General features: G+C 35.4%; 24 protein-coding genes and 1 other annotated feature. Of the genes, 8 read left to right on the forward strand and 16 right to left on the reverse strand.

Translation table 11 applies throughout. The annotated features are described in order from the left end of the window. Window positions 1–92 precede the first annotated feature (92 nt). From EQM13_RS15455 to EQM13_RS15485, 8 genes are all read right to left on the reverse strand, one after another. Window positions 93–2,207 (reverse strand): glucosaminidase domain-containing protein, encoded by a 2,115-nt coding sequence (locus EQM13_RS15455; RefSeq protein WP_161567278.1) that lies wholly within the window; start codon window positions 2,205–2,207, stop codon window positions 93–95. Window positions 2,208–2,265: 58 nt separating this feature from the next. Further along, window positions 2,266–2,466 (reverse strand): hypothetical protein, encoded by a 201-nt coding sequence (locus tag EQM13_RS15460; RefSeq protein ID WP_128753141.1) that lies wholly within the window; start codon window positions 2,464–2,466, stop codon window positions 2,266–2,268. 212 nt (window positions 2,467–2,678) lie between these two features. Beyond that, window positions 2,679–2,816, reverse strand: coding sequence for a hypothetical protein (locus EQM13_RS18315; protein WP_161567279.1), 138 nt, complete (start codon window positions 2,814–2,816; stop codon window positions 2,679–2,681). Window positions 2,817–2,885: 69 nt separating this feature from the next. Next, on the reverse strand, window positions 2,886–3,248 hold the full coding sequence (locus EQM13_RS15465) for a C-GCAxxG-C-C family (seleno)protein (protein WP_114219187.1): 363 nt from the start codon (window positions 3,246–3,248) through the stop codon (window positions 2,886–2,888). A 117-nt stretch (window positions 3,249–3,365) separates the two neighbouring features. After that, window positions 3,366–3,611 carry a hypothetical protein gene (locus tag EQM13_RS15470; protein ID WP_114219186.1) on the reverse strand — a complete coding sequence of 82 codons (246 nt, stop codon included), beginning with the start codon at window positions 3,609–3,611 and terminating at the stop codon, window positions 3,366–3,368. Between the two features lie 188 nt (window positions 3,612–3,799). Further along, on the reverse strand, window positions 3,800–5,668 hold the full coding sequence (locus tag EQM13_RS15475) for an ABC transporter ATP-binding protein (RefSeq protein WP_240662948.1): 1,869 nt from the start codon (window positions 5,666–5,668) through the stop codon (window positions 3,800–3,802). Then, complete coding sequence (locus EQM13_RS15480) at window positions 5,658–7,394, reverse strand: ABC transporter ATP-binding protein (protein ID WP_114219184.1); 1,737 nt, start codon at window positions 7,392–7,394, stop codon at window positions 5,658–5,660. Before EQM13_RS15480 ends, EQM13_RS15475 begins: the two co-directional genes overlap by 11 nt. Window positions 7,395–7,508: 114 nt before the next feature. Further along, window positions 7,509–7,946 (reverse strand): MarR family winged helix-turn-helix transcriptional regulator, encoded by a 438-nt coding sequence (locus tag EQM13_RS15485; protein ID WP_071140670.1) that lies wholly within the window; start codon window positions 7,944–7,946, stop codon window positions 7,509–7,511. A 409-nt stretch (window positions 7,947–8,355) separates the two neighbouring features. Between EQM13_RS15485 and EQM13_RS15490 the strand changes: the two genes are divergently transcribed. Further along, window positions 8,356–8,979 (forward strand): ketopantoate reductase family protein, encoded by a 624-nt coding sequence (locus EQM13_RS15490; protein WP_161567280.1) that lies wholly within the window; start codon window positions 8,356–8,358, stop codon window positions 8,977–8,979. Between the two features lie 18 nt (window positions 8,980–8,997). Here the strand turns inward: EQM13_RS15490 and EQM13_RS18760 are convergent, their stop codons facing one another. Then, window positions 8,998–9,102 (reverse strand): toxic anion resistance protein, encoded by a 105-nt coding sequence (locus EQM13_RS18760; protein WP_240662949.1) that lies wholly within the window; start codon window positions 9,100–9,102, stop codon window positions 8,998–9,000. A 335-nt stretch (window positions 9,103–9,437) separates the two neighbouring features. On the opposite strand from EQM13_RS18760, the gene EQM13_RS15495 reads away from it, so the two are divergent. The 7 genes from EQM13_RS15495 to istB all read left to right on the forward strand — a co-directional run bounded on the left by EQM13_RS15495 (window position 9,438) and on the right by istB (window position 16,488). Further along, window positions 9,438–10,229, forward strand: coding sequence for a zinc dependent phospholipase C family protein (locus EQM13_RS15495; RefSeq protein WP_161567281.1), 792 nt, complete (start codon window positions 9,438–9,440; stop codon window positions 10,227–10,229). Window positions 10,230–10,257: 28 nt separating this feature from the next. Beyond that, window positions 10,258–11,247, forward strand: a complete 990-nt coding sequence (locus EQM13_RS15500) for an MFS transporter (protein ID WP_128753144.1) — start codon at window positions 10,258–10,260, stop codon at window positions 11,245–11,247. A gap of 149 nt (window positions 11,248–11,396) precedes the next feature. Continuing rightward, window positions 11,397–12,947 (forward strand): IS21 family transposase, encoded by a 1,551-nt coding sequence (gene istA / locus EQM13_RS15505; RefSeq protein ID WP_128753145.1) that lies wholly within the window; start codon window positions 11,397–11,399, stop codon window positions 12,945–12,947. A gap of 33 nt (window positions 12,948–12,980) precedes the next feature. Next, window positions 12,981–13,724: an ATP-binding protein gene (locus EQM13_RS15510; protein WP_128753146.1), complete on the forward strand. Its 744-nt coding sequence runs from the start codon at window positions 12,981–12,983 to the stop codon at window positions 13,722–13,724. After that, window positions 13,717–13,914 (forward strand): mobility-associated LCxxNW protein, encoded by a 198-nt coding sequence (locus tag EQM13_RS19060; RefSeq protein ID WP_128753147.1) that lies wholly within the window; start codon window positions 13,717–13,719, stop codon window positions 13,912–13,914. Before EQM13_RS15510 ends, EQM13_RS19060 begins: the two co-directional genes overlap by 8 nt. Window positions 13,915–14,251: 337 nt before the next feature. Next, the gene (gene istA / locus EQM13_RS15520) at window positions 14,252–15,769 is read left to right on the forward strand and encodes an IS21 family transposase (protein WP_406565237.1); all 1,518 of its coding nucleotides are present in this window, start codon (window positions 14,252–14,254) and stop codon (window positions 15,767–15,769) included. Beyond that, window positions 15,763–16,488 (forward strand): IS21-like element helper ATPase IstB, encoded by a 726-nt coding sequence (gene istB, locus EQM13_RS15525; RefSeq protein ID WP_128751668.1) that lies wholly within the window; start codon window positions 15,763–15,765, stop codon window positions 16,486–16,488. Before istA (EQM13_RS15520) ends, istB begins: the two co-directional genes overlap by 7 nt. Before the next feature lie 270 nt (window positions 16,489–16,758). On the opposite strand, the gene bshB1 is transcribed toward istB, so the two are convergent. The 7 genes from bshB1 to EQM13_RS18320 all read right to left on the reverse strand — a co-directional run bounded on the left by bshB1 (window position 16,759) and on the right by EQM13_RS18320 (window position 23,834). Beyond that, entirely contained in the window at window positions 16,759–17,466 is a 708-nt protein-coding gene (gene bshB1 / locus EQM13_RS15530; RefSeq protein WP_114218765.1) for a bacillithiol biosynthesis deacetylase BshB1, read from the reverse strand. 12 nt (window positions 17,467–17,478) lie between these two features. Beyond that, window positions 17,479–19,278: an ABC transporter ATP-binding protein gene (locus EQM13_RS15535; RefSeq protein ID WP_114218763.1), complete on the reverse strand. Its 1,800-nt coding sequence runs from the start codon at window positions 19,276–19,278 to the stop codon at window positions 17,479–17,481. A 2-nt stretch (window positions 19,279–19,280) separates the two neighbouring features. Next, window positions 19,281–21,041 (reverse strand): ABC transporter ATP-binding protein, encoded by a 1,761-nt coding sequence (locus EQM13_RS15540; RefSeq protein ID WP_161567282.1) that lies wholly within the window; start codon window positions 21,039–21,041, stop codon window positions 19,281–19,283. 189 nt (window positions 21,042–21,230) lie between these two features. After that, on the reverse strand, window positions 21,231–21,995 hold the full coding sequence (locus EQM13_RS15545; RefSeq protein WP_128753149.1) for a class I tRNA ligase family protein: 765 nt from the start codon (window positions 21,993–21,995) through the stop codon (window positions 21,231–21,233). Between the two features lie 41 nt (window positions 21,996–22,036). Further along, window positions 22,037–22,286 (reverse strand) — a binding site (T-box leader). A gap of 257 nt (window positions 22,287–22,543) precedes the next feature. Then, a complete protein-coding gene (locus EQM13_RS15550; protein ID WP_128753150.1) occupies window positions 22,544–23,257 on the reverse strand; it encodes a CPBP family intramembrane glutamic endopeptidase in 714 nt (237 codons plus the stop codon). After that, the gene (locus tag EQM13_RS18880) at window positions 23,233–23,367 is read right to left on the reverse strand and encodes a hypothetical protein (RefSeq protein ID WP_255417528.1); all 135 of its coding nucleotides are present in this window, start codon (window positions 23,365–23,367) and stop codon (window positions 23,233–23,235) included. The genes EQM13_RS15550 and EQM13_RS18880 overlap by 25 nt, the downstream gene beginning before the upstream one ends. A gap of 308 nt (window positions 23,368–23,675) precedes the next feature. Next, window positions 23,676–23,834, reverse strand: coding sequence for a hypothetical protein (locus EQM13_RS18320; RefSeq protein WP_161567283.1), 159 nt, complete (start codon window positions 23,832–23,834; stop codon window positions 23,676–23,678). Window positions 23,835–23,882: the final 48 nt, after the last annotated feature.

Here is a 23,882-nt window from a genome sequence, read left to right on the forward strand (position 1 = left end):
AGCCTCCGAATTCTATATTTATACCATATCTTTTTACTAATATCCTGCTCTTTGAAAAGTTAATTGTCCCTTCTAAAATCATAAAATAGCTACTAAATACTTACTTTGTCAAGTTCTTGCAGGTTATATAGGCGAATAATTTTTATAAGTTTCATTGAATATTGAGAATCTGTAGCATACCCTGCTCTTCTTAAAGCCCATGCTCCCTGAGTGCTGTCATGCATTACCTCTCTAAAAGGCTCATATCTTTCGGCTGTAAGCAACAAATTATTATGGTCCTTCCAACTTTCCTCTACATTATTGTAAGCTCTGAATTCAGCGTCAATACGATAAGATACTCCGTTATATTCTTCCCATGTATTTGATGTAACAGAACCGGCAGTTCCAATACCTTTTACTCCGAATAAATTATAAGAAAGTTGTCCGTCATATTTATCCACAGGTACACTCTGCCCCCAACCCGTTTCGAGAATAGCTTGAGCAGTCTGAAGTGAAGCCGACATCCCTGTTTTTTTCCATGAATCTTCAGCCATTTTTGATGCCATATCAATGAATTTATTCTTTTCAATTATCGGTAAAGCTGTATAAATTTTATCCAAATAAATCGTAACAGGCACCTCTTCAGTTTCAATTTCCTTTCCTGACTCATATATTCCTTTAGCCTTGATTTTCCAAGTTCCGGCATCTCCTTTAACGGGAGTATAAACATACTCTTTCAAATAGTCCTTGCCCTCGGCAACAACTTTTTCTTTCCCAGTTTTGGAATTAATCATAATATATTTAATACTGTTCAAGGAAACATTGCTAAAAACCTTCAACTTCACAGCTCCCGTAATAACTTGATTCGGCCCTATTCCTTGTAAAAGGATTTTTGGAGTTCCAATCGGATTAACGGTAACACTGTTACTTGTGTAGGAACGTCCCGATGTATCTTTAACTCTGACAAAGAGCTCTTTCTCTCCTGATATCTCCGGCCCCGGGAACCAAGTATAATTTCCATAGCCAATCTTTGATAAAATTTTTTCTGCCCCGTTTTTAGGATCTCTCATCACATATTCGGTTTCACTTACTTCAAAATTTCTTGAAGTCGACAGCGTAACAGGATTGTCGATTGTCTGGCCTTCCGAAACCCCTCTTAATGATAGTTTTCGTTCTATATTAATTTTAGCATCAACGGACTGGCTGGGGTAAGGATTGTCGTTAATATCATAGGCTGTTACCTTTACAGAAACATTTCCGTTATCCTCTACCATTAAAGTCTTATTAAATATGCCTTGAGGATCTAACTCCGGAGAAGTATAAACCTTACCCTTATCTTTATTTTTTATCTCATATTTAACATAAGCTGCTGAGAAATTTAACCCTGTATTTAGCTGTATTTTGTCTTCTGTTATTACCTGGTTTTGAACTAATCCGGTTAATGATACCTGAGGAGCTATACTTACTTGTACGGGAATGGAATCCCCGGCCAAAAATTCTCCATTGGCATCATAAATTGCAGCTACAAGAATTTTTTCTCCATTATCCTGAATACTTGGCATCCACTTATATTTATCCGTCAAGTTTTCTCCTCTAGCGATTATAAATCCCTTTGCAGTATCAGGGTTAATCAGAAGGTATTTTATCTCTGCTGCTCCCTTCTGAAGAGTCGGAAATACTGCTTGGAGATCTGTTGTACCAGTAATAACTTGTCCGGATTTTAGAGATGAGATTTTCATGTCAAAGAATGAGGTAATGTTAGACGTTTGTGAAGAATCAACGTAAATCGTCCTCTCTGAATCATTCCAATCAATTTTTACATTTAATGCATTACTTATTAAGCGAAGAGGTACGTAAGTATGATTTTTTATAATACAAGGAGATACATCACTCAAATTATAAATTTTCTCCTTATTAATTTCATACTGTGTCAGTCTGCTATCAATTCTCAGCAATACCGAACGATCTCCCTTTATAATTTGCACAGTCCTATCATCATTATTCCACTTTACCTCCGCTCCTAACTGTTCAGCTACAGTACGGATGGGTACGATAGTTCTGTCATTCTTTATTACCGGCACAACGTCGGTGATATTGTGACCGTCAACTACTAATTTTACGGAACTATCGGCAAGAACTTTGGGTATAATCATCCATAAAGCCAATACGAATAACATTACCAATAAAATCAACAGATGATAATTAACCTTATTATTTTTTACTTCCACTTTTATACTCACTCCTTTATAAATTATGTCGCCTCCGAGTTGATTTTTATTATTAATACTACGCATCCACAGTAGTTTTCATGCTTATTTTCTCATTATTAAAATGCCTTTCAGCTGTATCTTTTAAGTATCCATAATCTACATCATAAAGTATGTCTGAATATTTCGGATGCCTTGTCCCTTTCGGTCTGTCAATAATAATTTCCGATTTGGAAACTAATTCATCTAAAGCAATCCAAAAACCTTCATCTATGTCCATAAGTCCACCTCTTTTTTAATGAGCTCTTTGCATAATTCAATATTCTCCATCAATGCTATACATAAATTCTTAATTTAATTCTACCATATTTTTCCCTTATAGTGAGTACCCCCACCTGAAATAAGCATAAAAATTATTATGCAAATACTGGAATATAATGTGGTAAATAACGTAATTAACCGGTATAAACAATGAAAAACTGATAATAAATTCTATAATACCGGATTTAATTCAAGACATTTTTTCGGTATGATAATGTTATAAGAATATTCATAAATCAATTTTTCAAGAATGTCTTTACTTGATAATATAGATGACTCAAGAGGAAAAAATACTGCATTGGTATCCATGGTTATAACCTCCAATAATTTGGTTACCATAAACTCATTTAGAATAAAAATCCACTTTATTCAGTATGCCTACATTTTAATGTATTCATTTAAAATATTGTAAGCATATTCTATTATTTCATTGCAGGATACACCTTTCTTCTTTAATTCTAAACATTCATAGGTACCATATTTTTCTTTTATTTTGTTCATGATTTCCTTTGTATATTCTCTTGATTCATTCTTGTCACTTGACTCTTCCCTCCCTTTTATTGCCCCTAATGCCATAAGCACTCCCGTAATTGCTCCGCAGGTACTGCCTACTGTCATACCTCTGCCAAAGGGACTGGCAATAGAAACAGGAATATTTAATTTCTTTTCTTCATTAAATGCTTTTATTATAGATTCCGCACAATTATATCCTTGTTTATGGTATTCCAATACTTTCACCATTTATTTAACTTCACCCCCTATATTTAATATATGCATATTACTCTACATATGTAAACCTCACATGACTAAAGTCATATGTTTTGAGATCACTCTATCATTTTTCTGTTTCATTCAAATTCATATTTTTGTCTTTCCTTTTATTCTTTCGTTTCCACGTTTAAAATTACCAGTAATTTTAGCCATTATTAATTGTGATTCTTTTGCGCTTGATTTTGACATTTTAGATAAAAATTTCTCGCTTTCTCTATTTTTTAATATCATTACTTGTTTTTTATGCCAGAAAATAAATACTTTATTATCTTTAGATACTTTGTATGAAAAAACCTCTTCATCAAGTTTATTTCGTTTATCTATATTATCCAATTTTTAAACCTTCTCTCTCATTTTATTATATTATACTTATCTAATAAATAATATATTTTGTGCCACCGGAAAACTTAAAAAAAAAAAAGTCAGTAGCTTTTCATTTCCTATCAACATTTCTCATCTGCTTACAAATCATAGCAAATAATTTAAACTGTTGATTAAAAATAATAGCTACTGACAAATCATCATTCCAATTCAAAGGCTCCGGTATAAAGTTGATAATATCTGCCCTTTGCTTTTATCAATTCTTCATGGTTTCCGCATTCGATAATCCTTCCGCTATCAATCAGCATGATAACATCAGCATTTTGAACAGTGGATAATCTATGAGCAATGACAAATACGGTACGCCCCTTCATAAGGGCATCCATACCTTGCTGTACCATTATTTCTGTACGGGTATCAATGCTTGAGGTCGCCTCATCCAAAATAAGCACCGGCGGATTCGCAACTGCAGCACGCGCTATGGAAAGAAGCTGACGTTGCCCCTGAGACAAATCACCGCCATCATCTGTAATCATGGTATTATAGCCATTGGGCAGCATAGATATAAAACTATCGGCATTCGCAAGTTTCGCTGCTTCATATACTTCCTCATCTGTAGCATCCAACTTACCATAGCGGATATTTTCCATAATCGTACCTGTAAACAAATGAGTATCCTGCAATACCATGGCAATGGAACGGCGAAGGTCGCTCTTTCTGATTTTTTTGATATCAATGCCATCATAATAGATTTTGCCTTCCTGTATATCATAAAAACGGTTAATCAGATTAGTGATAGTCGTTTTACCTGCTCCAGTAGCACCTACAAACGCAACTTTCTGTCCCGGTGCTGCATAAAGGCTGATATTATGAAGTGTGGTTTCTTCTTCTGTATAGCCAAAATTTACATCTATAAAACGAACGTCCCCTAAAAGTCTCGTATAAGTAACACTACCATCAGAATGAGGATACTTCCAGGCCCAGATTTCTGTACGTTCTTTTACCTCAACTATTCTTTCTCCTTCAATTTTAGCATTGACAAGGGTAACATACCCATTATCTTCTTCCGGTTTTTCGTCCATTAATTCAAAAATCCTCTCAGCACCTGCAAAGGCCATAATAATAAAGTTAGACTGCTGAGCAATCTGCCCCAGCGGCATGGTAAAAGAACGGCTGAGCTGCAGAAAGGCTGCTATACTTCCCAATGTCAGCCCTCCCACATTCTTAATACCCATTATGCCGCCCAATATGGCAATCAAAATATATAAAAGTGTGCTTAAGTTAAACATAGTCGGCATCAATATATTTGCCAGCTTATTCGCCTGAGTCGAACTATAACAGAGTTTTTCATTAAGAACATCAAAATCCTCTTTAGCCTTTTTCTCATGGCAAAAAACTTTAACAACTTTTTGCCCTTCCATCATTTCTTCGACATAACCGTTCACCTCTCCCAAGGATTTCTGTTGCTGTCCGAAATATTTCTTACTTTTATTCCCTATTTTGAATATTGTAAGAACCATCAATCCGGTAAAAGCAGTCGCAAACAATGTCAAATGAATGCTGATATACACCATGCTGACAAATACAACAATCATGGTAACTACAGATGAAAAAACCATCGGAATACTTTGACTGATCATTTGACGCAATGTATCCGTATCATTTGTATAGCGGCTCATTGTTTCCCCATGAGTATGGGTGTCAAAATACTTAACCGGAAGCATCTCCATATGAGAAAACATGTCATCGCGAATTCTTTTAAGTACTCCCTGAGAAATAGTCGCCATTAAAAAATTATACAGATAAGTGCAGAGCACGCCAACAAGATATATCCCCACCATATATAAAATTACATGAAAGAGCGGTGTAAAATCCGGTTTCGCTTGTGATAACATGGGCGTAATATAATCATCAATCAAAACCTGCAGAAATAGAGAGCCTATTACTCCTGCCGATGCACTTATGAGAATACTGATGCATACAAATATAAATCGTGCTTTATATGTTCCTGCGATATAACCAATCAGGCGTTTAGCCGTTTTGTTTCTTCTTGATTTCTTATTTTCCATCATATAATGCCCCCTTTATCTGCGAATTATAAATCTCTTGATAAATCCTATTTGTCTTCAGCAATTCCTCAGATGTTCCGATTCCGTCGATTCTGCCATCATTTAATATGATAATTTTGTCTGCATCCTCAACGGAAGAAATACGTTGGGCAATAATAATTTTTGTAGTATTCGGTATCTCTGTACGTAAGGCTTTACGTATAAGGGCATCTGTTTTAGTATCCACCGCACTGGTAGAATCGTCAAGAATCAATATTTTAGGTTCTTTAAGCAGCGCTCTTGCAATACAAAGTCGCTGTTTCTGTCCACCTGAAATATTACTGCCTCCTTGTTCTATATAAGTATCATAACCCTCAGGAAATGATCGGATAAAATCATCTGCCTGGGCAATTTCGCAAGCACGTATAAGTTCTTCATCTGAGGCATCTTCATTTCCCCATCGCAAATTGTCTTTAATCGTTCCCGAAAAAAGCACGTTCTTTTGCAACACCACAGCAACCTCGTTACGTAATGTGTCCATATCATAATCCCGAACATCAATACCTCCGATTTTAACCGAACCTCCGGTAACATCATAAAGCCTTGGTATCAAATGGATCAGAGTTGTCTTGGCACTCCCGGTTCCTCCCATAATACCAACAACTTCTCCAGAATTAATACTAATATTTATATCTTTAAGGCAAAGCTTATTTTCGTCTTTTATATAGCTAAAATCAACATGATCAAACTCGACAGAGCCGTCTTTTACACTAAATATCGGATTATTACTGTTGCGGAGATCACTTTCTTCTTCAAGAACTTCAACAATACGATTAGCCGAAGTCCTTGATATAATAATCATCACAAAAACCATTGATATCATCATAAGACTATTTAGAATTTGCATAGTATATGCAAAAATACTCATCATTTCTCCTGTAGTCATTGTACGGGAAACAATCATTTTTGCACCCAGCCATGAAATAAGCAAAATACAAGTATAAATACAAAGTTGCATGAGTGGGTTGTTAAATGCCAGCATCTTCTCTGCCTTTACAAAATTATTATATATATCCGTTGAACGCTCGTGAAATTTTTCATTTTCATAATCTTCATTCACAAAAGATTTTACGACGCGGATGCTTCTGACATTTTCCTCAACAACGGTATTTAAATTATCATATCTACGAAAAACTCTCACAAAAATCGGATGTACTTTGATTGCAATTCCAAAAAGCCCAACTGCCAGTATAGGAACAACAAATACAAAAATAAATCCTAATCTGACATTAATATTAAAAGTCATAATCATGGCAAGAATGAGCATCATCGGAGCACGAGCCAGCATACGAATCACCATCTGATAGGCATTTTGAACATTTGTTACATCAGTAGTCATTCTTGTAATCAAGCTGGCCGTAGAAAATTTATCGATATTTGAAAAGGAAAAATTTTGAATATTGTAATACATATCATGACGCAAATTTTTGGCAAACCCTGCGGATGCCCTTGCAGCCAATTTCCCTGAAGAAACGCCAAACAAAAATGAAGCTGCCGCCGCAATAATTAAAATGCTTCCCATTTTCCATATATAGTTCATATCCCCAGGTTCAATACCGTTATCAATAATTTTTGCCATTAAAATAGGAATGATTACATCCATAACCACTTCAAAGGTCATCATTATCGGTGTAAGTATGGAATCTCTTTTATATTCTCTTACACTTTTTATCAATCGTTTCAACATAAAATTCATTCTCCTTTACTGCATACTGTAACTCTAATTAATGTTATCGGGCATATTGTCATACTGACAATATGCCCAAAATGAATAGTCAATTCGATTTATATATCCAATTGACTATTTAATATTATCTGAAATTTTTTCCATAACAGAAAAAAAAGTGTTGATTTCATCCTCTGTCAAATGAGCCGCAAGCTGATTTTCAACACTCTTTAGCACACTTATGATTTGATTATGAAGGCCAAGAGCTTTATCCGTTAAAACAATCCTCTTCAGCCTTGCATCGTATGAAACAGCCTCGCGTTTAATAAGTCCGTTCTTTTCCATTAATTTTAACATACCTGTAGCTGTAGAACGCCTAATATCAAATTCATTTTCCACGTCTCTTTGAAAGACGTCACCAGCCTTTGACTTTTCTCTGATAAAACCGAGTACGTGTCCCTGCAATCCTGTAACATCATTAGAAATGTTTGTAGATATTTGGTATTCAATTTTACGGCCTATCTGATGTGAAAGAATTCTAATTGCAAGTCCTATTTTCCTATGCTGCTCCATATTACTCCTCCATTTAATGTTAGCACCCTAACAAATAGTATATTTAAGTATTTGAATTTTGTCAAGATATTTATAGAGCATTTCCATAACTGCTTTAAAAAATTTTCCCTAATTTAAGTACTAAAAAATTTCAATATTAATAAGTCTAAAATATAAAATATGTATTAAGGCTTCTATAAAAATTAATATATAAAAAAAGCATTGTTAAAACTTATGAATTGTGGTGTCTTTCCCGTCCTATTAGGGCCTAAGACCGAATACCTCCTCATCCGGGATATCAAATGTATTAATATTAGTCGAAAATCCGGTTATGCTAATCCCAAAAAACATCAAACTGTGTTTTTAATTTATGCTATACTGATAATATACAAAGTAAGGGAATAAAAGCAAAATAATATTTTTTTATGAATTGAGGAATCTATATGAAATTTTTGATTTATGGTGCGGCGTAATTGGCAGTATCTTTGCCGGAAAACTTGCCTCATCCGGCTGTGATGTCACAGTTTTGGCCCGAGGGAAGCAGTTTAACGAACTAAAAAAACATGGGGTAATTTTAATGCGGCCGGGAGCTAAGAAACAAGAACAGGTATTTGTCAAGGTAATAGATACACTAACACCTGAGGACATAAATGGGCAGGTAAACTACTTCATAGGCAAGGGATTTATGCGTATCTTTCAAACCACAACTTTTGCCGAGTACAGCGGAAAAATAACTCAGCGTTTAGATGTCCTTGTACAAATCTTCCGCAAAACAAGAATTCCGGCCGTCACCACTCGGAACATGGACAATTGGCAAAAAAACCACGTAGCTATAGTCACAAGCATAGGCAATGCCCTCTACAGGTATGACGGAGACAATTATGCCTTTTCCCGCTCCTATAAAGATGTACGGCTTATGATAAGCGGAATCAAAGAAGGTTTTTCCGTATTAAACCGGCTGGGCATTAAAACCACGCCGACAAAGCTGAACTTTTTCAAACTCCCGACCGGGCTGTTGGCAATTATATTTAAAGTATTCATGGGAACAATTTGATATGTCCCCAACTACACTTTATTTTTTAAGTCCTATTAATTTTTGTTTCAATTCATTTTCAATATTCTGAAGTTCAACCTCTGCCGATGCCCTTTTCGTTTTTCCTTCTTCCTGTAACTTCAAGGCATTCTCCTGCCTTAACAACGAAATTGTTCCTAACAGCCTTCAATACCGCATCAAAAATTTTTGATATATGTATTTTAACATATAGATTTAAATATGTCTCCTTGTCCCATGAATGCTGCAAACTCATGATTTTTGACCGAAATCATCATTAAATACAATACAAGAGCAATTATATATAAATTCTCCAATTCAAAAAATAACATATACTTAACATATATTTAATATAAAATAAACTCAGAAATGTTAATTTTAAGATGTAATTAATCAAACAGTTTATATCAGCCATAAAATGTTAAAAATTAACTATTTGAATACAGAATGGAGGAACAAAATTGCCAGCTACTTATGCTCACTATATTTTTGGAGAAAAAGTATTGCAAAATCTTGACGGAGAAGTAAAAGAGTTGATATATAATAATCTCCCCTTATTCCACATTGGCCTTCACGGACCGGATATATTATTTTATTACAAGCCTTTGAGCTCAAATCCTATTAATCAAATGGGACATCGCATTCACGAAGAGCCGGCATGTTCTTTTTTTCAAAGAGCAGAAATTATTATCAATAGTTGTACTGCCCCGGAAGCAGGTTGCGCCTATATATTAGGCTTTATCTGCCATTTTATGCTGGATAGTCAATGTCATCCCTACATTAAGAAAAAAACAGAAGAAACTAAGTTATCCCATGGGGAAATAGAAACGGAGTTTGATCGTCTATTAATGGTAGAAAATAATTTAAATCCTCTTTCTTATAAACCGACAAGTCATATTATAACAAAAATAGAATATGCGGAGTGCATTTCATGGTTTTTTGAGGAAATAAACGAAGAAAAGATACTGTCTTCTTTGAAATCAATGAAAAGATACTTAAATTTTCTGGTTTCTCCAGGAAAATTAAAAAGGTTTTTTATTGTAAAGGCGTTAAAGCTAACCGGAAATTATGAAAATATGGCAGGACTCCTTATGAATTATCAGCCCAACCCTGCCTGCGAAAATATCAGTATGAGCTTAAAGGCACTATATTCCTCAGCCATAATACCTACACGGGATCTTATAAATGAATTTTATGAAAATATTCATAGTTCAAAGTCATTAAATAGCTGCTTTCAAAGAAATTTTGTATAAAATCCTACGGGAGAAGGGAGTAAAAATAATGAATGGATTCGGAAATAAACTATCAAATTTAGAGAAATATTGGATTCTCTATGATGTCGGAAATTCTGCTTTTATTCTTTTAGTATCGACTATAATACCGATAAACTTCAAAAACATAGCTCAAACTAATGGAATAATACCTTCTGATTCAACTGCATATTGGAGCTATGCCATATCTCTGAGTACTATTATTGTCGCCATACTTGGACCTGTTTTGGGAACTCTTGCAGATACCAAAGGTTACAGGAAAACACTGTTTGCCATATTTATGATATTTGGCGTTTTAGGATGCGCTGCCTTGTCCCTTCCCCTCTCTTGGATTCTTTTTCTCTCCATTTTTGTTTTTGCAAAAATTGGCGTATCAGGAAGTTTTATTTTCTATGATGCTATGCTCTCCGATATTACAATTGACGAAAGGATGGATCACATTTCTTCTCTCGGATATGCGTGGGGATATATAGGAAGCTGTATACCTTTTATAATAAGTCTGTTACTTATTTTATTTGCCGATAAACTTTCTTTAACCACCTCCTTCGCCACAAGTATCGCTTTCTTGTTAAATGCTGTTTGGTGGCTTTTCATGAGTATGCCCCTTATTAAAAATTATAAGCAGATATATTACGTGGAGGTCAAAGAAAATCCTCTAAAGAACAGCTTCCGCAGACTTTATGATGTATTAAGGGATATAAAAAAACAAAAGAAAATCTTTATATTCTTATTAGCCTTCTTCTTTTATATAGACGGTGTATATACAATTATCGAAATGGCTACATCCTACGGAAAAGATGTGGGTATTGATGATGCAAATCTCTTGTTTGCGTTGCTCTTAACACAGATTGTGGCATTTCCTTTTGCAATTTTATTTGGAAAATTATCTAAAAAATTTAAATCCCAAAATTTAATAAGTACATGTATTTTAGGATATCTGGCAATCGCACTTTTTGCTCTTCAACTTGATAAACCTTGGGAATTTTGGTTGCTGGCCTGAATATTCCGTTTAGAAAGTGCACTCTTTCCGGAAATTCAGAGCACCTAAATCCGATATTTCAGAGCAGGTGTTTCCGCTGTGGAGTGCAGTCCTCTATAATGAATTTATGCACATAAAATGTGTAAATTCATTACAGGAGGTCGATAACCATGACTGATTATCGAGAAATCATCAGACTAAAAAGTCTGGAGTTTAGCAATGTTGCCATTGCCAATAGTTTAAGTTGCTCTCGCAACACGGTTTCTGAAGTGATTAAGCTTGCAGAAACGCATTCTCTGGGATGGCCTATCCCTGACGCACTGACAAACAGTGACATTAAGCATCTGTTTTATCCGGACAGAGGTAACAATGAAGGAAGACGGCTCCCTGACTATGAGTATGTCTACAACGAGCTTGCCAAGCCGGGTGTAACACTTTCTCTTTTGTGGGCAGAATACTGTGCCAAATGTGAGACAGAAGATACGATTCCGTATCAGCACACGCAGTTCAATGACAAGTACCATGCTTATGCCGCATCAAAGAAAGCAACACTCAGAATCAAGTGTAAGCCCGGAGAAACAATGGAAGTGGACTGGGCAGGTGATACCATTAAGGTTTATGATATTGCCAATACCAGTGACATATCGGCATATTTATTTGTTGCCGTACTTCCATGCAGTCTGTACGGATATGCTGAAGCTTTTCCGGATATGAAATCCAATCACTGGATAGAGGCTCATATGCATGCGTACTCATTCTTTGGCGGTGTAACCCGTATTCTTGTTCCGGATAATCTTAAAACAGGTGTTATCAAGAATACGAGGACAGAGCTTATACTCAACCGCTCTTACCATGAAATGGCAGAGCATTATGGAACGGCAATCATCCCTGCCAGACCGATAAAACCGAAAGATAAGCCAAATGCCGAGGGTACTGTAAGGGTACTTGAAACATGGATTCTTGCAGCGCTTCGCAACCGGAAATTTTTCACTTTCGAGGAACTTAATAAAGCCATCCATGAAAAGCTGGAAGAGTTCAATGCAAAACCTTTCCAGAAAAAGAAAGGAAGCCGGTTAACTGCATTTATTGAAGAAGAAAAAGACTTCCTCATGCCATTACCTGCTTCCCCGTATGAAACGGCTGTCTGGTCCACTGCCACCATACAACCCGATTATCTCATAACTGTTGGGAATTGCAAGTATTCTGTTCCATATGAATTTATTGGCAAGAAAGTGGATATTCGTACTACTGAAAGCAGTATTGAAGTCTTCTATCATAACAACCGTATAGCATCGCATGTACGCAGGGCTTACTCACTGGAACCGGTTTATATGCCGGAGCACATGCCGGAAAACCACAGAAAATTTCTGGAATACAACACGGAAAGTTTTCTGAACTGGGGTAAAACAATCGGTTATTCCACCCTCATTGTGGTAAAGCATTTCTTATATATGCATAAAGTGGAACAACAGGGATATAAATCCTGTGCATCACTCATGAAGCTCGCTGACCGTTACGGTACAGAACGCTTGGAGAATGCCTGCGCCAAGGCACTTAGTTATACTCCGAGTCCAAGCCTGAAAAATATCAGTACCATTCTGAAAAATGGTCAGGACAAAGTAGCATTATCAACTGTTCCTGCCAGTGCATCCAGTAAAGAAAGCTCCAAATATGGCATTACCAGAGGTGCCTCTTATTACGAAGGAGGCGACCGTTCATGATTTCGTCAGTCAACCATAGATAAACTGCATGATATGCACTTATCTGCAATGTCAGATGCTTTTGAAAGCCAGTGTGCAGACCCTGATACCTATCATGGATTATCCTTTGAAAACCGCTTTGGTATGCTGGTTGACAAAGAATGGGATAAGCGTAAAAATACAAAGCTGCAAAAACTTATCCGCAGTGCAGAATTCCGCTATCCGAATGCATGTATGGAATCCATTGAGTATCATCCGGACAGAAATCTGGATAAAGGACAGATGATGGAATTCTCCACCTGCAGGTACCTTTCAGATGACCACCATATCATTCTGAAAGGGGCGTCCGGAAATGGAAAAACATATATAGCATGTGCACTTGGTGTCGCAGCCTGCCGGAACTTTATCAAAGTCCGTTATGTGCGTCTTCCTGACCTTTTAAATGAGCTGGCTGTTGCTCATGGTGATGGTACACTGAAAAAGGTAATCAAGGGTTACCAGAAGATTGACCTTCTGATTCTGGACGAATTCCTGTTAAGCCCGGTATCCACAGAGCAGACACGGGAGCTTCTTGAAATTATCGAAGCCCGCAGCGTAAAAGGATCCGTGATCTTCTGTACGCAATTTGAACCGAAAGGCTGGTACAGCCGTATCGGGAGTGACTGTGATGCTACCATCTGCGAAGCAATTATTGACCGAATTATTCACAACTCCTATGAAGTGATGATAGATGGCCGCGTATCTATGAGGGAACGTCATGGCATCAAAGCTTCCCGGAAAGGAGCTGCCAATGACTAATTATTGTGCTTTCAGTAAAGACCATAAATGTATCAAGTGGATGGATTACGAATTAACCCGCCACGAATTAGAGGAAGCCGATGAACTGTGTCATGGCAACTGGATAGAAATCCAACACCTGCGAGATTATATCAACCAGTTACAGGCACTGCTCACAGAGTACGGAATAGAGATTCCGCCTGAGGACTAAACAATTAACTGCACTCTGCTCCGGAAAGGTATGCACTGCTTTTCCGGAAAAGGGTGCGCTGAATTTCCGAAAAGTATGCACTATTGCAACGGAATACTCACTGGCCGTCTGCGTTGCAATGTTTCAAGGTGCTGTTCAGGCATTATCCCGTTCCTATTTTGCTAAAATTATTCCAAAAGTGTTTGCTGTAAAATAAAATTACCCAATATTGCAAAGTAGAATTCCCCACTTTTGCAGAGGTAATTTCCCCAATATTGCAAATGCCATTGCAGACATCTGACCAATATATTATCCTTGTAATTGATTAGATTGCAAGGAGGAAATGGAGATGCTAACAATGGCACAAATATATGATATCAGAAAACTTTACTTTGAGGAAGGGAAAAATATATCTCAAATATCCCGTGAAACCGGTTATGACAGAAAAACAATAAGGGAGTATATTAATAAAAATGATTGGAACAAGCCTGTTCCTGCAGTTAAAACAAATATGGAATTTTCTAAACTTGATCCTTACAAGTCAATTATTACCCAATGGCTGGAGAATGATAAGAAAGCAAAAAAGAAACAACGTCATACAGCCACCAGGGTCTATAACAGACTGAAAGAAGAAATCGAAGGTTTTGACTGTTCTTACCGGACAGTAGCGGCTTTTGTAACATTAAAGAAAAAGGAAATTTTTCATACCGAAAAAGAAGGATATTTGCCGTTGGAGCACCCTGCGGGTGAAGCACAGGTTGATTTCGGGGATGCACAGTTTTATGAAAATGGCGTACTTCATGACGGAAAATATCTGAATGTATCTTTCCCATACAGTAATCAGGGATATCTTCAGTTATTCTATGGAGAAAATATTGAATGTTTGTTGGAAGGATTGAAAGCAATATTCGAATATATAGGAGGTGTTCCAACCCGGTTATGGTTTGACAATACGAAGACGATTGTAACCAAAATACTGAAAGAAGGAAGCCGTAACCTGACTGAAAAATTCATGAGATTTCGGGAACATTACGGTTTTGATACTGTATTCTGTAATCCTGAGGCAGGGCATGAAAAGGGGAATGTTGAATCAAAAGTAGGATACCACAGGAGAAATATGTTAGTCCCCATTCCGAGATTTCAGGAATTAAGGAAATATAACGAGGAATTACTTGTCAAATGTAATGAAGACGGAAACAGGGAGCATTACAGGAAAGCAGATTTTATCAGTAAATTGTTTGAAGAAGATAAAAAGAATTTTTTACCGCTGCCTGCAACAGAGTTTGATACAGCAGGATATCATATAGTACATACAAACGGATATGGGCGATTTTATTTAAACAATGGATTACATGAATATTCCGTTTCACCAAAATATGCAAATACCCGTGTTGTAATCAAAATTACATCTTTATATGTGATACCTATGGATGAAAATCAAAACGAAATTGTTCGGCACAAAAGATTATACGGAGATCATAAACAGCAAAGCATGAAGTGGCTTCCCTATCTGAGGCAGCTTGCCAAACGTCCTGGGGCACTAAAATATAGTGGTATCTATAACATTATGCCGGAAGATATGAAGAAATACCTGGATAAATGTAAAAGAAGCGAGAGAGGGAAGATACTATCCGTAATAGCTTCATTAACAGAGAAAAATGGTTTTGAGAATGCAGCACAAACAGTAACCCAAGTACTATGTTATGATGCAGTGGATGTAGACAGCCTGATAAGCATGCACAGGCATTTATGCAGTGAGATAAGGGAATTACCTCCGATGAAAACAGAAAGCAGAATACCCCGACTGAAACCTACGAAAACAGATTTATCAAAGTATGATAAGGCATTGAAAAAATGGGGTAAAAGGACATGTTAGATAAAGAAATCAGAGAATGCTGTAAACGTCTCAGATTAAGTCAAAACCTGGCAGAACAGGCACAGACAACGGAAGGGGAAAATCATCAGGAATTTTTACTTAAACTACTGCAGGAAGAAATAGAACACAGAAAAACAGCAAGAATAGATAAACTAATAAGCAAGGCAGGATTCTATAGTATAAAAACATTTAACGGATTCAAGTTTGATGAAATAAGCCTGCCTCCAGGTGTTACACCGGAGTATTTAAAGGAGTTAAAGTTTTGTGAAAGCAAAACAAATATTATAATGTACGGAAATGTAGGTACAGGGAAAACTCACTTATCCATAGCATTAGGAGTAGAAGCTTGTAAAAAAGGGATGGAAACCCGTTTTTACCGTACGGCAGCATTAGTTAACAGACTGTCGGAAGCAAAGAAAGAAGGAACCTTAAGCAGTTTTATGAAAAAGATTATGAAAGCGGAACTGATTATATGTGATGAATGGGGATATGTACCCCTTGATGTAACAGGAGCCCGGCTGTTGTTTGAACTTATATCCGAATGCTATGAACAAAGAACACTGATTATAAACACTAATATTGAATTTTCAAGATGGATAAATGTTTTTTATGATAAAGATATGACAGCCGCAATACTGGATAGAGTTTTACACCACTGTCACCTGCTGCTTTTCCCCGGGGAGAGCAACAGGATGAGAGAATCAAGTATTTCGGCTTAGTAACCGCAGAATAAAAAGTTGAAAGATGGCTGCAATGATCAAAAATTCCCCACCTATGGGGTGAGGAAAAAAATTTGCAAAAGTGAGGAATTTCCTCTTGCAAAAAACAACTTAATATCACCTTTGTAATATAAATAATCAAAATTTATAATTTCTACTTCATAAGTTTTACTAAGCTTATTGTATAAATTTACTGAACCAATCTGAGGCAATATATTCTCCTTTGAAAAATAAATGCTATTTATTAGCAATATATCCATCTAATCACCCCTAATAATATAACTCATAATCAAAAATATTATCACATACCATCAGACCATCATATAGCAATTCTTCTGCATATTCACATCCTATTAAAGCTCCATTATAAGTATCTTTAGACGTTATTTTCTGAATCATATATTTATTTAAATATGTAACTTTTGATGCCATATTCATCTTAAATTGGCTCTTATATTGTTCTAACGCTAACAACTTCTTATCATAGATATCTGTAATATCAATATATAATTTATTACAATTATTTGATATTATATCTTGACTGTAATAATAAATATATTTACATCTATATACTGGACCAACATCTAAATATACATTTAAACTCGATTTTTTAAATGCACTTTTTATTAATTTATATGTCTCCTTATGGTCTGGATGATTATCTAACATATATGGAGAGATAATTATACTTGGACGATATTTTCTTATAGTATAAATAACCTTTTTTAGTTGCTCTGTAGAATTAGAAGATATCTCACAATCATTTATATCCAAGCAAATTCTCTCATTAATACCTAATAAAGCATTAGCTCGGTCAATTTCTTTTTGTCGTACTGTATTATTGCCATTTGCAGAACATTCACCTATAGACAAATCCACAATAATAATACTGTATTTATCCGAATGCTTAATAATTGTTCCACCAACACATAATTCAGCATCATCAGGGTGTGGAGAGAAAACTAATATATTTATCATTTTTATCCCTTCCTAAGAATTAAATTTAGTATTATACTTACCATTAAATTGGGAATAAAATAATTCATAATATCTGCCCTTATCGATCATAAGAGATTCGTGAGTTCCCCTTTCAACAATTTCTCCGTTATACAGTACTATAATTTTTGAATAGCTGTTCGGAATAATTCTATGAGTTGAAATAATGACTGTGCGTATTTTTTTCAGTTTTTCTATCGTCAGATAAAATTGTTTTTCTCCTTCGTAATCCAAAGAACTTGTAGGCTCGTCAAAAATAATAATATCGGAATTGCTTACTAAAGCCCGGGCTATTACGATACGCTGTCTTTGCCCGAAAGATAAATTGCTCCCAAGTTCCCCGACTGGGGTATCATATTGTTTTGGAAATTTCATTATAAAATCATGAGCGTTAGCAAGTTTTGCGGCTTTTTCAACTTCTTCGAAAGAAGGTTTTTTCCTCCTCCCCAGTGCCCCCAAAGCAATATTTTCTCCTATTGTTCTGTCAAATAGGGGAGTTTCTTGCTGAACATATGAAATATTACTTCTCCAGGAAAAAAGACTTGTATCATAAAAATTTTGTCCTTTCATAAAAATATTTCCCGATTGAGGCACCAATACCCCGAGGATTATTTTTATAAGGGTGGTCTTCCCTGAACCCGAATCTCCTACAATTGTAAGCAAATCATTTCTCATTATTTTTAGATTAATATCCTTTAGTATAAACTGACTTCTTGAAAATTTATAGTTAACATCTTTCAATTCAACCATAACATTATTAGTATAATCAATATTATCCTCTGTAATACCTTCTCTTTCTGCCCTATCGTCTTCTTGCTCCAAATCGATGACTTCAAAAATTCTTTCTGCCGATACGCTTACGGAGACTAAATAATTCCAAAATTCGCCAATCATTTTCAGCATATTGCTGACAAGGCTTTGTATTGGAATTGCAATCATCACATCGGGAAAATAAACATATTTTTTTTGAGATAAATAAAGTCCTATCAAAATATATCCCACTATGGAAATCATCTCAAATAAACTGCTGAAGAAAATGGCCAATTGATTTTTTGTTTCTGCTTTTAAACCTATTTTTGCCGCTGAAATACATTGTGAATTCAGATCCGAAATCATTTTTTCTTCCGAACCGTAAGTTTTTATTGTTGCTATGCCTTTAATTATATCCGTAAATTTCTGGGTTGTATTTGAATGTACTTTCATTGCATCGGTTTGCAGGTTTTGTATACTGCCTGAAAAAAATGATGAAACAGCGGCGGAGCACAGGCCAATGATCAGTGAAAATATTACCAGTCTGAAATCAATTAAAAAAATTGTAATCAAACCCAATACACCTGTTATTAAGGGTTCAATAATTTTAAGCCCAAGACCCTGAAAATAAAAATCCCCCAGTATATCACCGCAATCCTTAATTATTCTTGATAATAAATCCCCTGTAGATATGTTATTTAATTTATTTTCATCTTTACCGATCCATTTCTGTATTATTTTTTCTTGTAATTTGCTGACAAGGCTTATGCTTCCCCAGGCGTTTAATCTATATCCGAATATATTTGGAATTCTTAATAAAATCAAGGCAATAATAATTTGTATGATAAATTTCCAAGTGGAAATTCCTCTATAAACATTGTCAGTTACGGTACGCATAAGTATTCCGTTTAACAAAACCGTAACATACCATGGTATTGCCGTAATAACAGCTCCCAAGACGGATATTCCAAAGGTCTTTGAATCAAAAGTACATAATCTTTTTATTAATTTATATACTCTTTTCTTAGAATATTTTTCAGTCAAATCTATTCCTCCAAATATTGATCGTAATACAACTTTTTATATATTTTATTCTCCTTAAGAAGTTCCTCGTGATTTCCCTGCCCTACAATTCTGCCTTCATACAGAACCAATATCCTGTCAACACCTGTAATCGAAGATAATCTGTGGGATATAACAACTATTGTCGAAAAGATATCTTTCTTTAATAAATTGCTGATAAATTCCTTTTCGATTTTGGAATCCATCATGCTGGTAGATTCATCAAGGAGCATCAATTTAGGTTTTCTTAATAAGGCCCTTGCCAGCAATATTCGTTGACGCTGGCCTCCCGATATATTTGAGCCGTTTTCATCTAAAATGGTATTTAACCCATGGGGAAGCTTTTCAATCATTCCTTGTAAACCGGCTTTATTTACGGCTTCGGATATTTCATCGGAAGATGCTTCGGGTTTTGACAAAACAATATTTTTTAGGATGCTTCCTGGAAAAATATAAGAATCCTGACCGACATAACTTATAAGAGTTCTTAACTGGGAAACATCACAATGTTTAATGTCAACACCGCAGATCTTTATACTTCCTTCGTAGGAATTATATAACCCTTCCGACAGTTTGAATATTGTGCTTTTGCCTGATCCGCTTGTACCTACAATCGCAACTTTTTCTCCTTCTTTTATTTCAATGGTAATATCCTTTAAAACAAATTGATTGTTTTCATTCCCATTCTCAGGGTATTTAAAAGAAACGCTTTCAAAAGAAAGAACCGGTAATTTCGAACTAAAATCAATAAACCTGCTTCCGCTCTTCTCCTTTTGCACATCCCACAAAGGAAACAACCTTTTGCCGTAAGCTATCAGTCCGGGCAAATTAGCGAATACGGAATTTAAGCCCCGCAGTTCTTCCGAACCGAGGATTGAAAGGGAAAACACAGTGATGAATTTATCTACGGCAATATAATTATTAATTACAAGGGAAGATCCCACACCTGCTACCAATAAAGAAGGCAACTGAACGGCAACAGTTGAAGGGCTGAAAAATATGGGCAAAGACACCATTGCCTTTGTAAATCTTTCTATGCAAACTTCAAAGATATCTTTCATCCATTTCAAAACGACATTATTCAGCTGATACGATTTTATGGCAACAACATTGCCGACAATATCATTGATTTGTGCATCCCTCCTGCCATAAGATTCTCTGTATAGGGACAGGGGCTCTTCACTATGTTTATGAGCATTTATCTGGAAAAATAAAATTGCAGGGATTGATACGAGAAAAACCAATGCTATTCTAAGATTGGTAAATAACATTACAATTACGACTCCGGAAATAACGACAATCCTCCTCATTATATCCGGTAAAAATACCGATATAACCTGTGCCGCCCTCTCGGTATCGCTGCTGAATTTTCCGATGAGTTCACCTGTTTTCTGGCGATGAATCCGGCAGTAATCACCATATATATAATTTTGTGCTATAAGCAATTTATAATTTACAACAGATTGTTCTTTTATGTACGAAGAGAGGATTTTATTTAATAAATTTATAAGGGCACTTACAGACATACCTACAGCAATATAAACGATACCTTTGAATAATAGATTTTTATGAAAATCCACAGCATTGTCAATCACTATACCTAACCCATAAGAATAGATATAACCTGAGAAAAATAATATAATATACAAAAATATTAACATTATCATCCATTTTAACATCTTCGAAGCTTTAACCAACCTCTTTATGGATTTTACCGCTTCAAGAAAAACACCTTTATTACTCATCATAAACTCCTATTCATGTTTTCAAAAATTTCATCCGGTCTTGTCCAAAACAAAAAAATAAATTCATTGACATACTCATTATAATATAAATATAATAACTAATCAACATAAAATTTACGTTTTTGTTATTAATTTGTGATAATACCACTTTATAATTATCCTATGGAAATGTCATATTTTTTAGTTATTTCAATTTAATTTGCTTAGCTCCTCTTCAATCTCTTTTTTGTCCAATCTTTCAAATAAAATATCAAATTTAGCTATTGTAGCCCCTATTTTTAAATTAATATACTTCCAAGTTTCTGTATCACAATTCAACCAACCTTTAACTTTAGCCGATGAGAACGGTAAAAATGGCTGTAGTAAATTAGCAATATTTATTATAGCTGCTAAACAGTTATAAATAGTATTCGTACACCCAGCCCTATCTGTATTTATAGTAATCCAAGGACTCTTCTCATCAAAATATTTATTTATGCTCTTTATAAAATCAAAAATTTCATCTATTGCTGTCTTCAGATTGCCGTTTTCGATAAGATTACCAATCTCATAGTATAAGAGTTCAATTCTTGATTTTATATGGCAATCTATCTTACCATCCGGTATTTTATTTTCAAAATATTTTTTCACGAATACCAAGGTCCTGTTTACCAAATTTCCATACACACCTAATAATTCACCATTATTTCTATCGATAAATTCTCTCCACGAAAAGTCCGCATCCCTTTTTTGAGGACTATTTGCTATAAAAAAATATCTTAATGAGTCGGCATTATATTTTTCAATTATATCCAGAACCCACACCGCCCAGTTATTACTCGTTGATATTTTTCTTCCCTCTAAGGTAATATACTCACTGGAAATTATCCTACCAGGAAATTTGTTGATTCCGAGACCACTCAACAATGCAGGTAAGATTATAGTGTGAAAAGGAATATTATCTTTTCCGTGTATAAATAGTTATATAAAAAAACTCCCGAACCTAAGAAAAAATTCTTAGGAACGAGAGTTGAATTTCGCGTTACCATCCTAATTTGCCTGTACCTCACGATATAAGCCTCTTCAAGTACGTTATATAACAATGATTATACTCTATCGCTATAACGGGCAAACCCGGTGCAGCCTAAATCTAATGATCCCGGTGCACAACTCCAAGGCTATTTTCACTTCAATACCCTTTGTTTCTTCTCACCATAGGAAATTCTCTGTAAAAGTATTATTAAAGCTACTTTTCTTTGTATTTAAATTATTAGATATATTACAGTACATGCCCTCTATTTTATTCCATATATTTTTAATTTCCTTCACAATTTAAAAAACCTGCCATAGATGATTATTGATGAAATTGTTCCTAATGATGTAACTTTAGGCTGACAAAAGCGCCCTGCCGACTGAAAATTTTTGGTAAGCAGGACGGCTTGCGCCGTGAAGATTATTTCGCATTATCTTTGATTTGGTAAAACGCTATGATTACAAGCAAATTGATAATAATCTTGATGAATTTATCTAAACGTCTCCCTTTTATAAAATTTATTTTTACAAAATATAACAAGAACAGCAATGAATGAAACAGTTTGCGATATGGTTATTCTCACAATTTGCAGCTCATCTACATCTGTTATAGTGGAAATATGCAGTATATTGATAATTGTGTTGTTTAAAAAGTGATCTGCCATTGGCAGCCACAAAGAACCTGATATTTTTGTAAGCAGACAAAATTTGACTCCGGTAATGCCTGTTGTTACAACAAGCATAAGCATCATCATAAGCGTACCGCCAAAGCTTCTTTCTGCGTTCAAAAAGCTCCGCAGGGGTGCGGCAATATGCCAAAACCCGAACAATACGGATGAAAGGATTACCGCAATTAAAAATGAATATTTCTTTTCCGCAAGTTTTAAAAACAGTCCTCTAAAAACACCTTCCTCCATAACAACATTTATAATGTTGCCGATGACACAAATGGCAAAGAATAAGAGTCCTGTCTGATTACCTAAATTGCCATTGACAGAATAACTTGTCACATAAAGCTGCAACGATGGTGAGTTTCCTAACATAGAATGGATGGAATACTCGATCCCATAAGCCAACATATATGCACATACTCCAAGCAGCAATCCATATAGCACATTTTTAAGAGCTTTTTGGGGTTGAAAGCCGATTTCACTTGTGCGAATATGCAGATACTTTAACGCTATAAAAAGAATTCCAATTCCCATAAGCTTGTGTATAAAAGCTTCACCAAAAATACTTTAGTCAGTTCTGATAAACATATAAGATAAATCAACAGTATAATTCCAAACGTTGCTTGGGTGCGTTTTTTTCCCATTAACTCAACCTCCTGAACTTATTGAATTTACTTGGATTATATAAATTTCACCCATTTCCCACAAAGTTCACATTTGCAAGAGATTACTTTCCATATCCAGCATAACACAGTTCAGCCAATTTTTCTACGCTTTTCTAGACAGTATAGGCGGCTCATATTACGCTATGACTGGCAAAAATTAAAAATTAGCCTATCGCTGCCCAGCGAGCATGGTGCAGTACACAAGAAGAAAGGGACAAATCAAACTATTATGAATAATATGCCAGCCATGTTATATATTTTTTAGTTGAATTGTATATTCTGGCATATTATGAATGGCATGACTGAACTGTAACTTCCATCGTTCTGACATTCCTGTCCCAGCTTGATAAACTGCACTGAATCTGATACCATAAATTTACAGCTATATTATAATCCATTAATCGTGAAATCCAATTCATCCTCTGGTATTCCAATGGAATGCCCATATTCCAAGACCTTATCCCAAGTATTTTTATTTTACACAGATCATATTT

The sequence above is a fragment of the Acidilutibacter cellobiosedens genome (genome assembly GCF_004103715.1).
Taxonomy (GTDB): domain Bacteria; phylum Bacillota; class Clostridia; order Tissierellales; family Acidilutibacteraceae; genus Acidilutibacter; species Acidilutibacter cellobiosedens.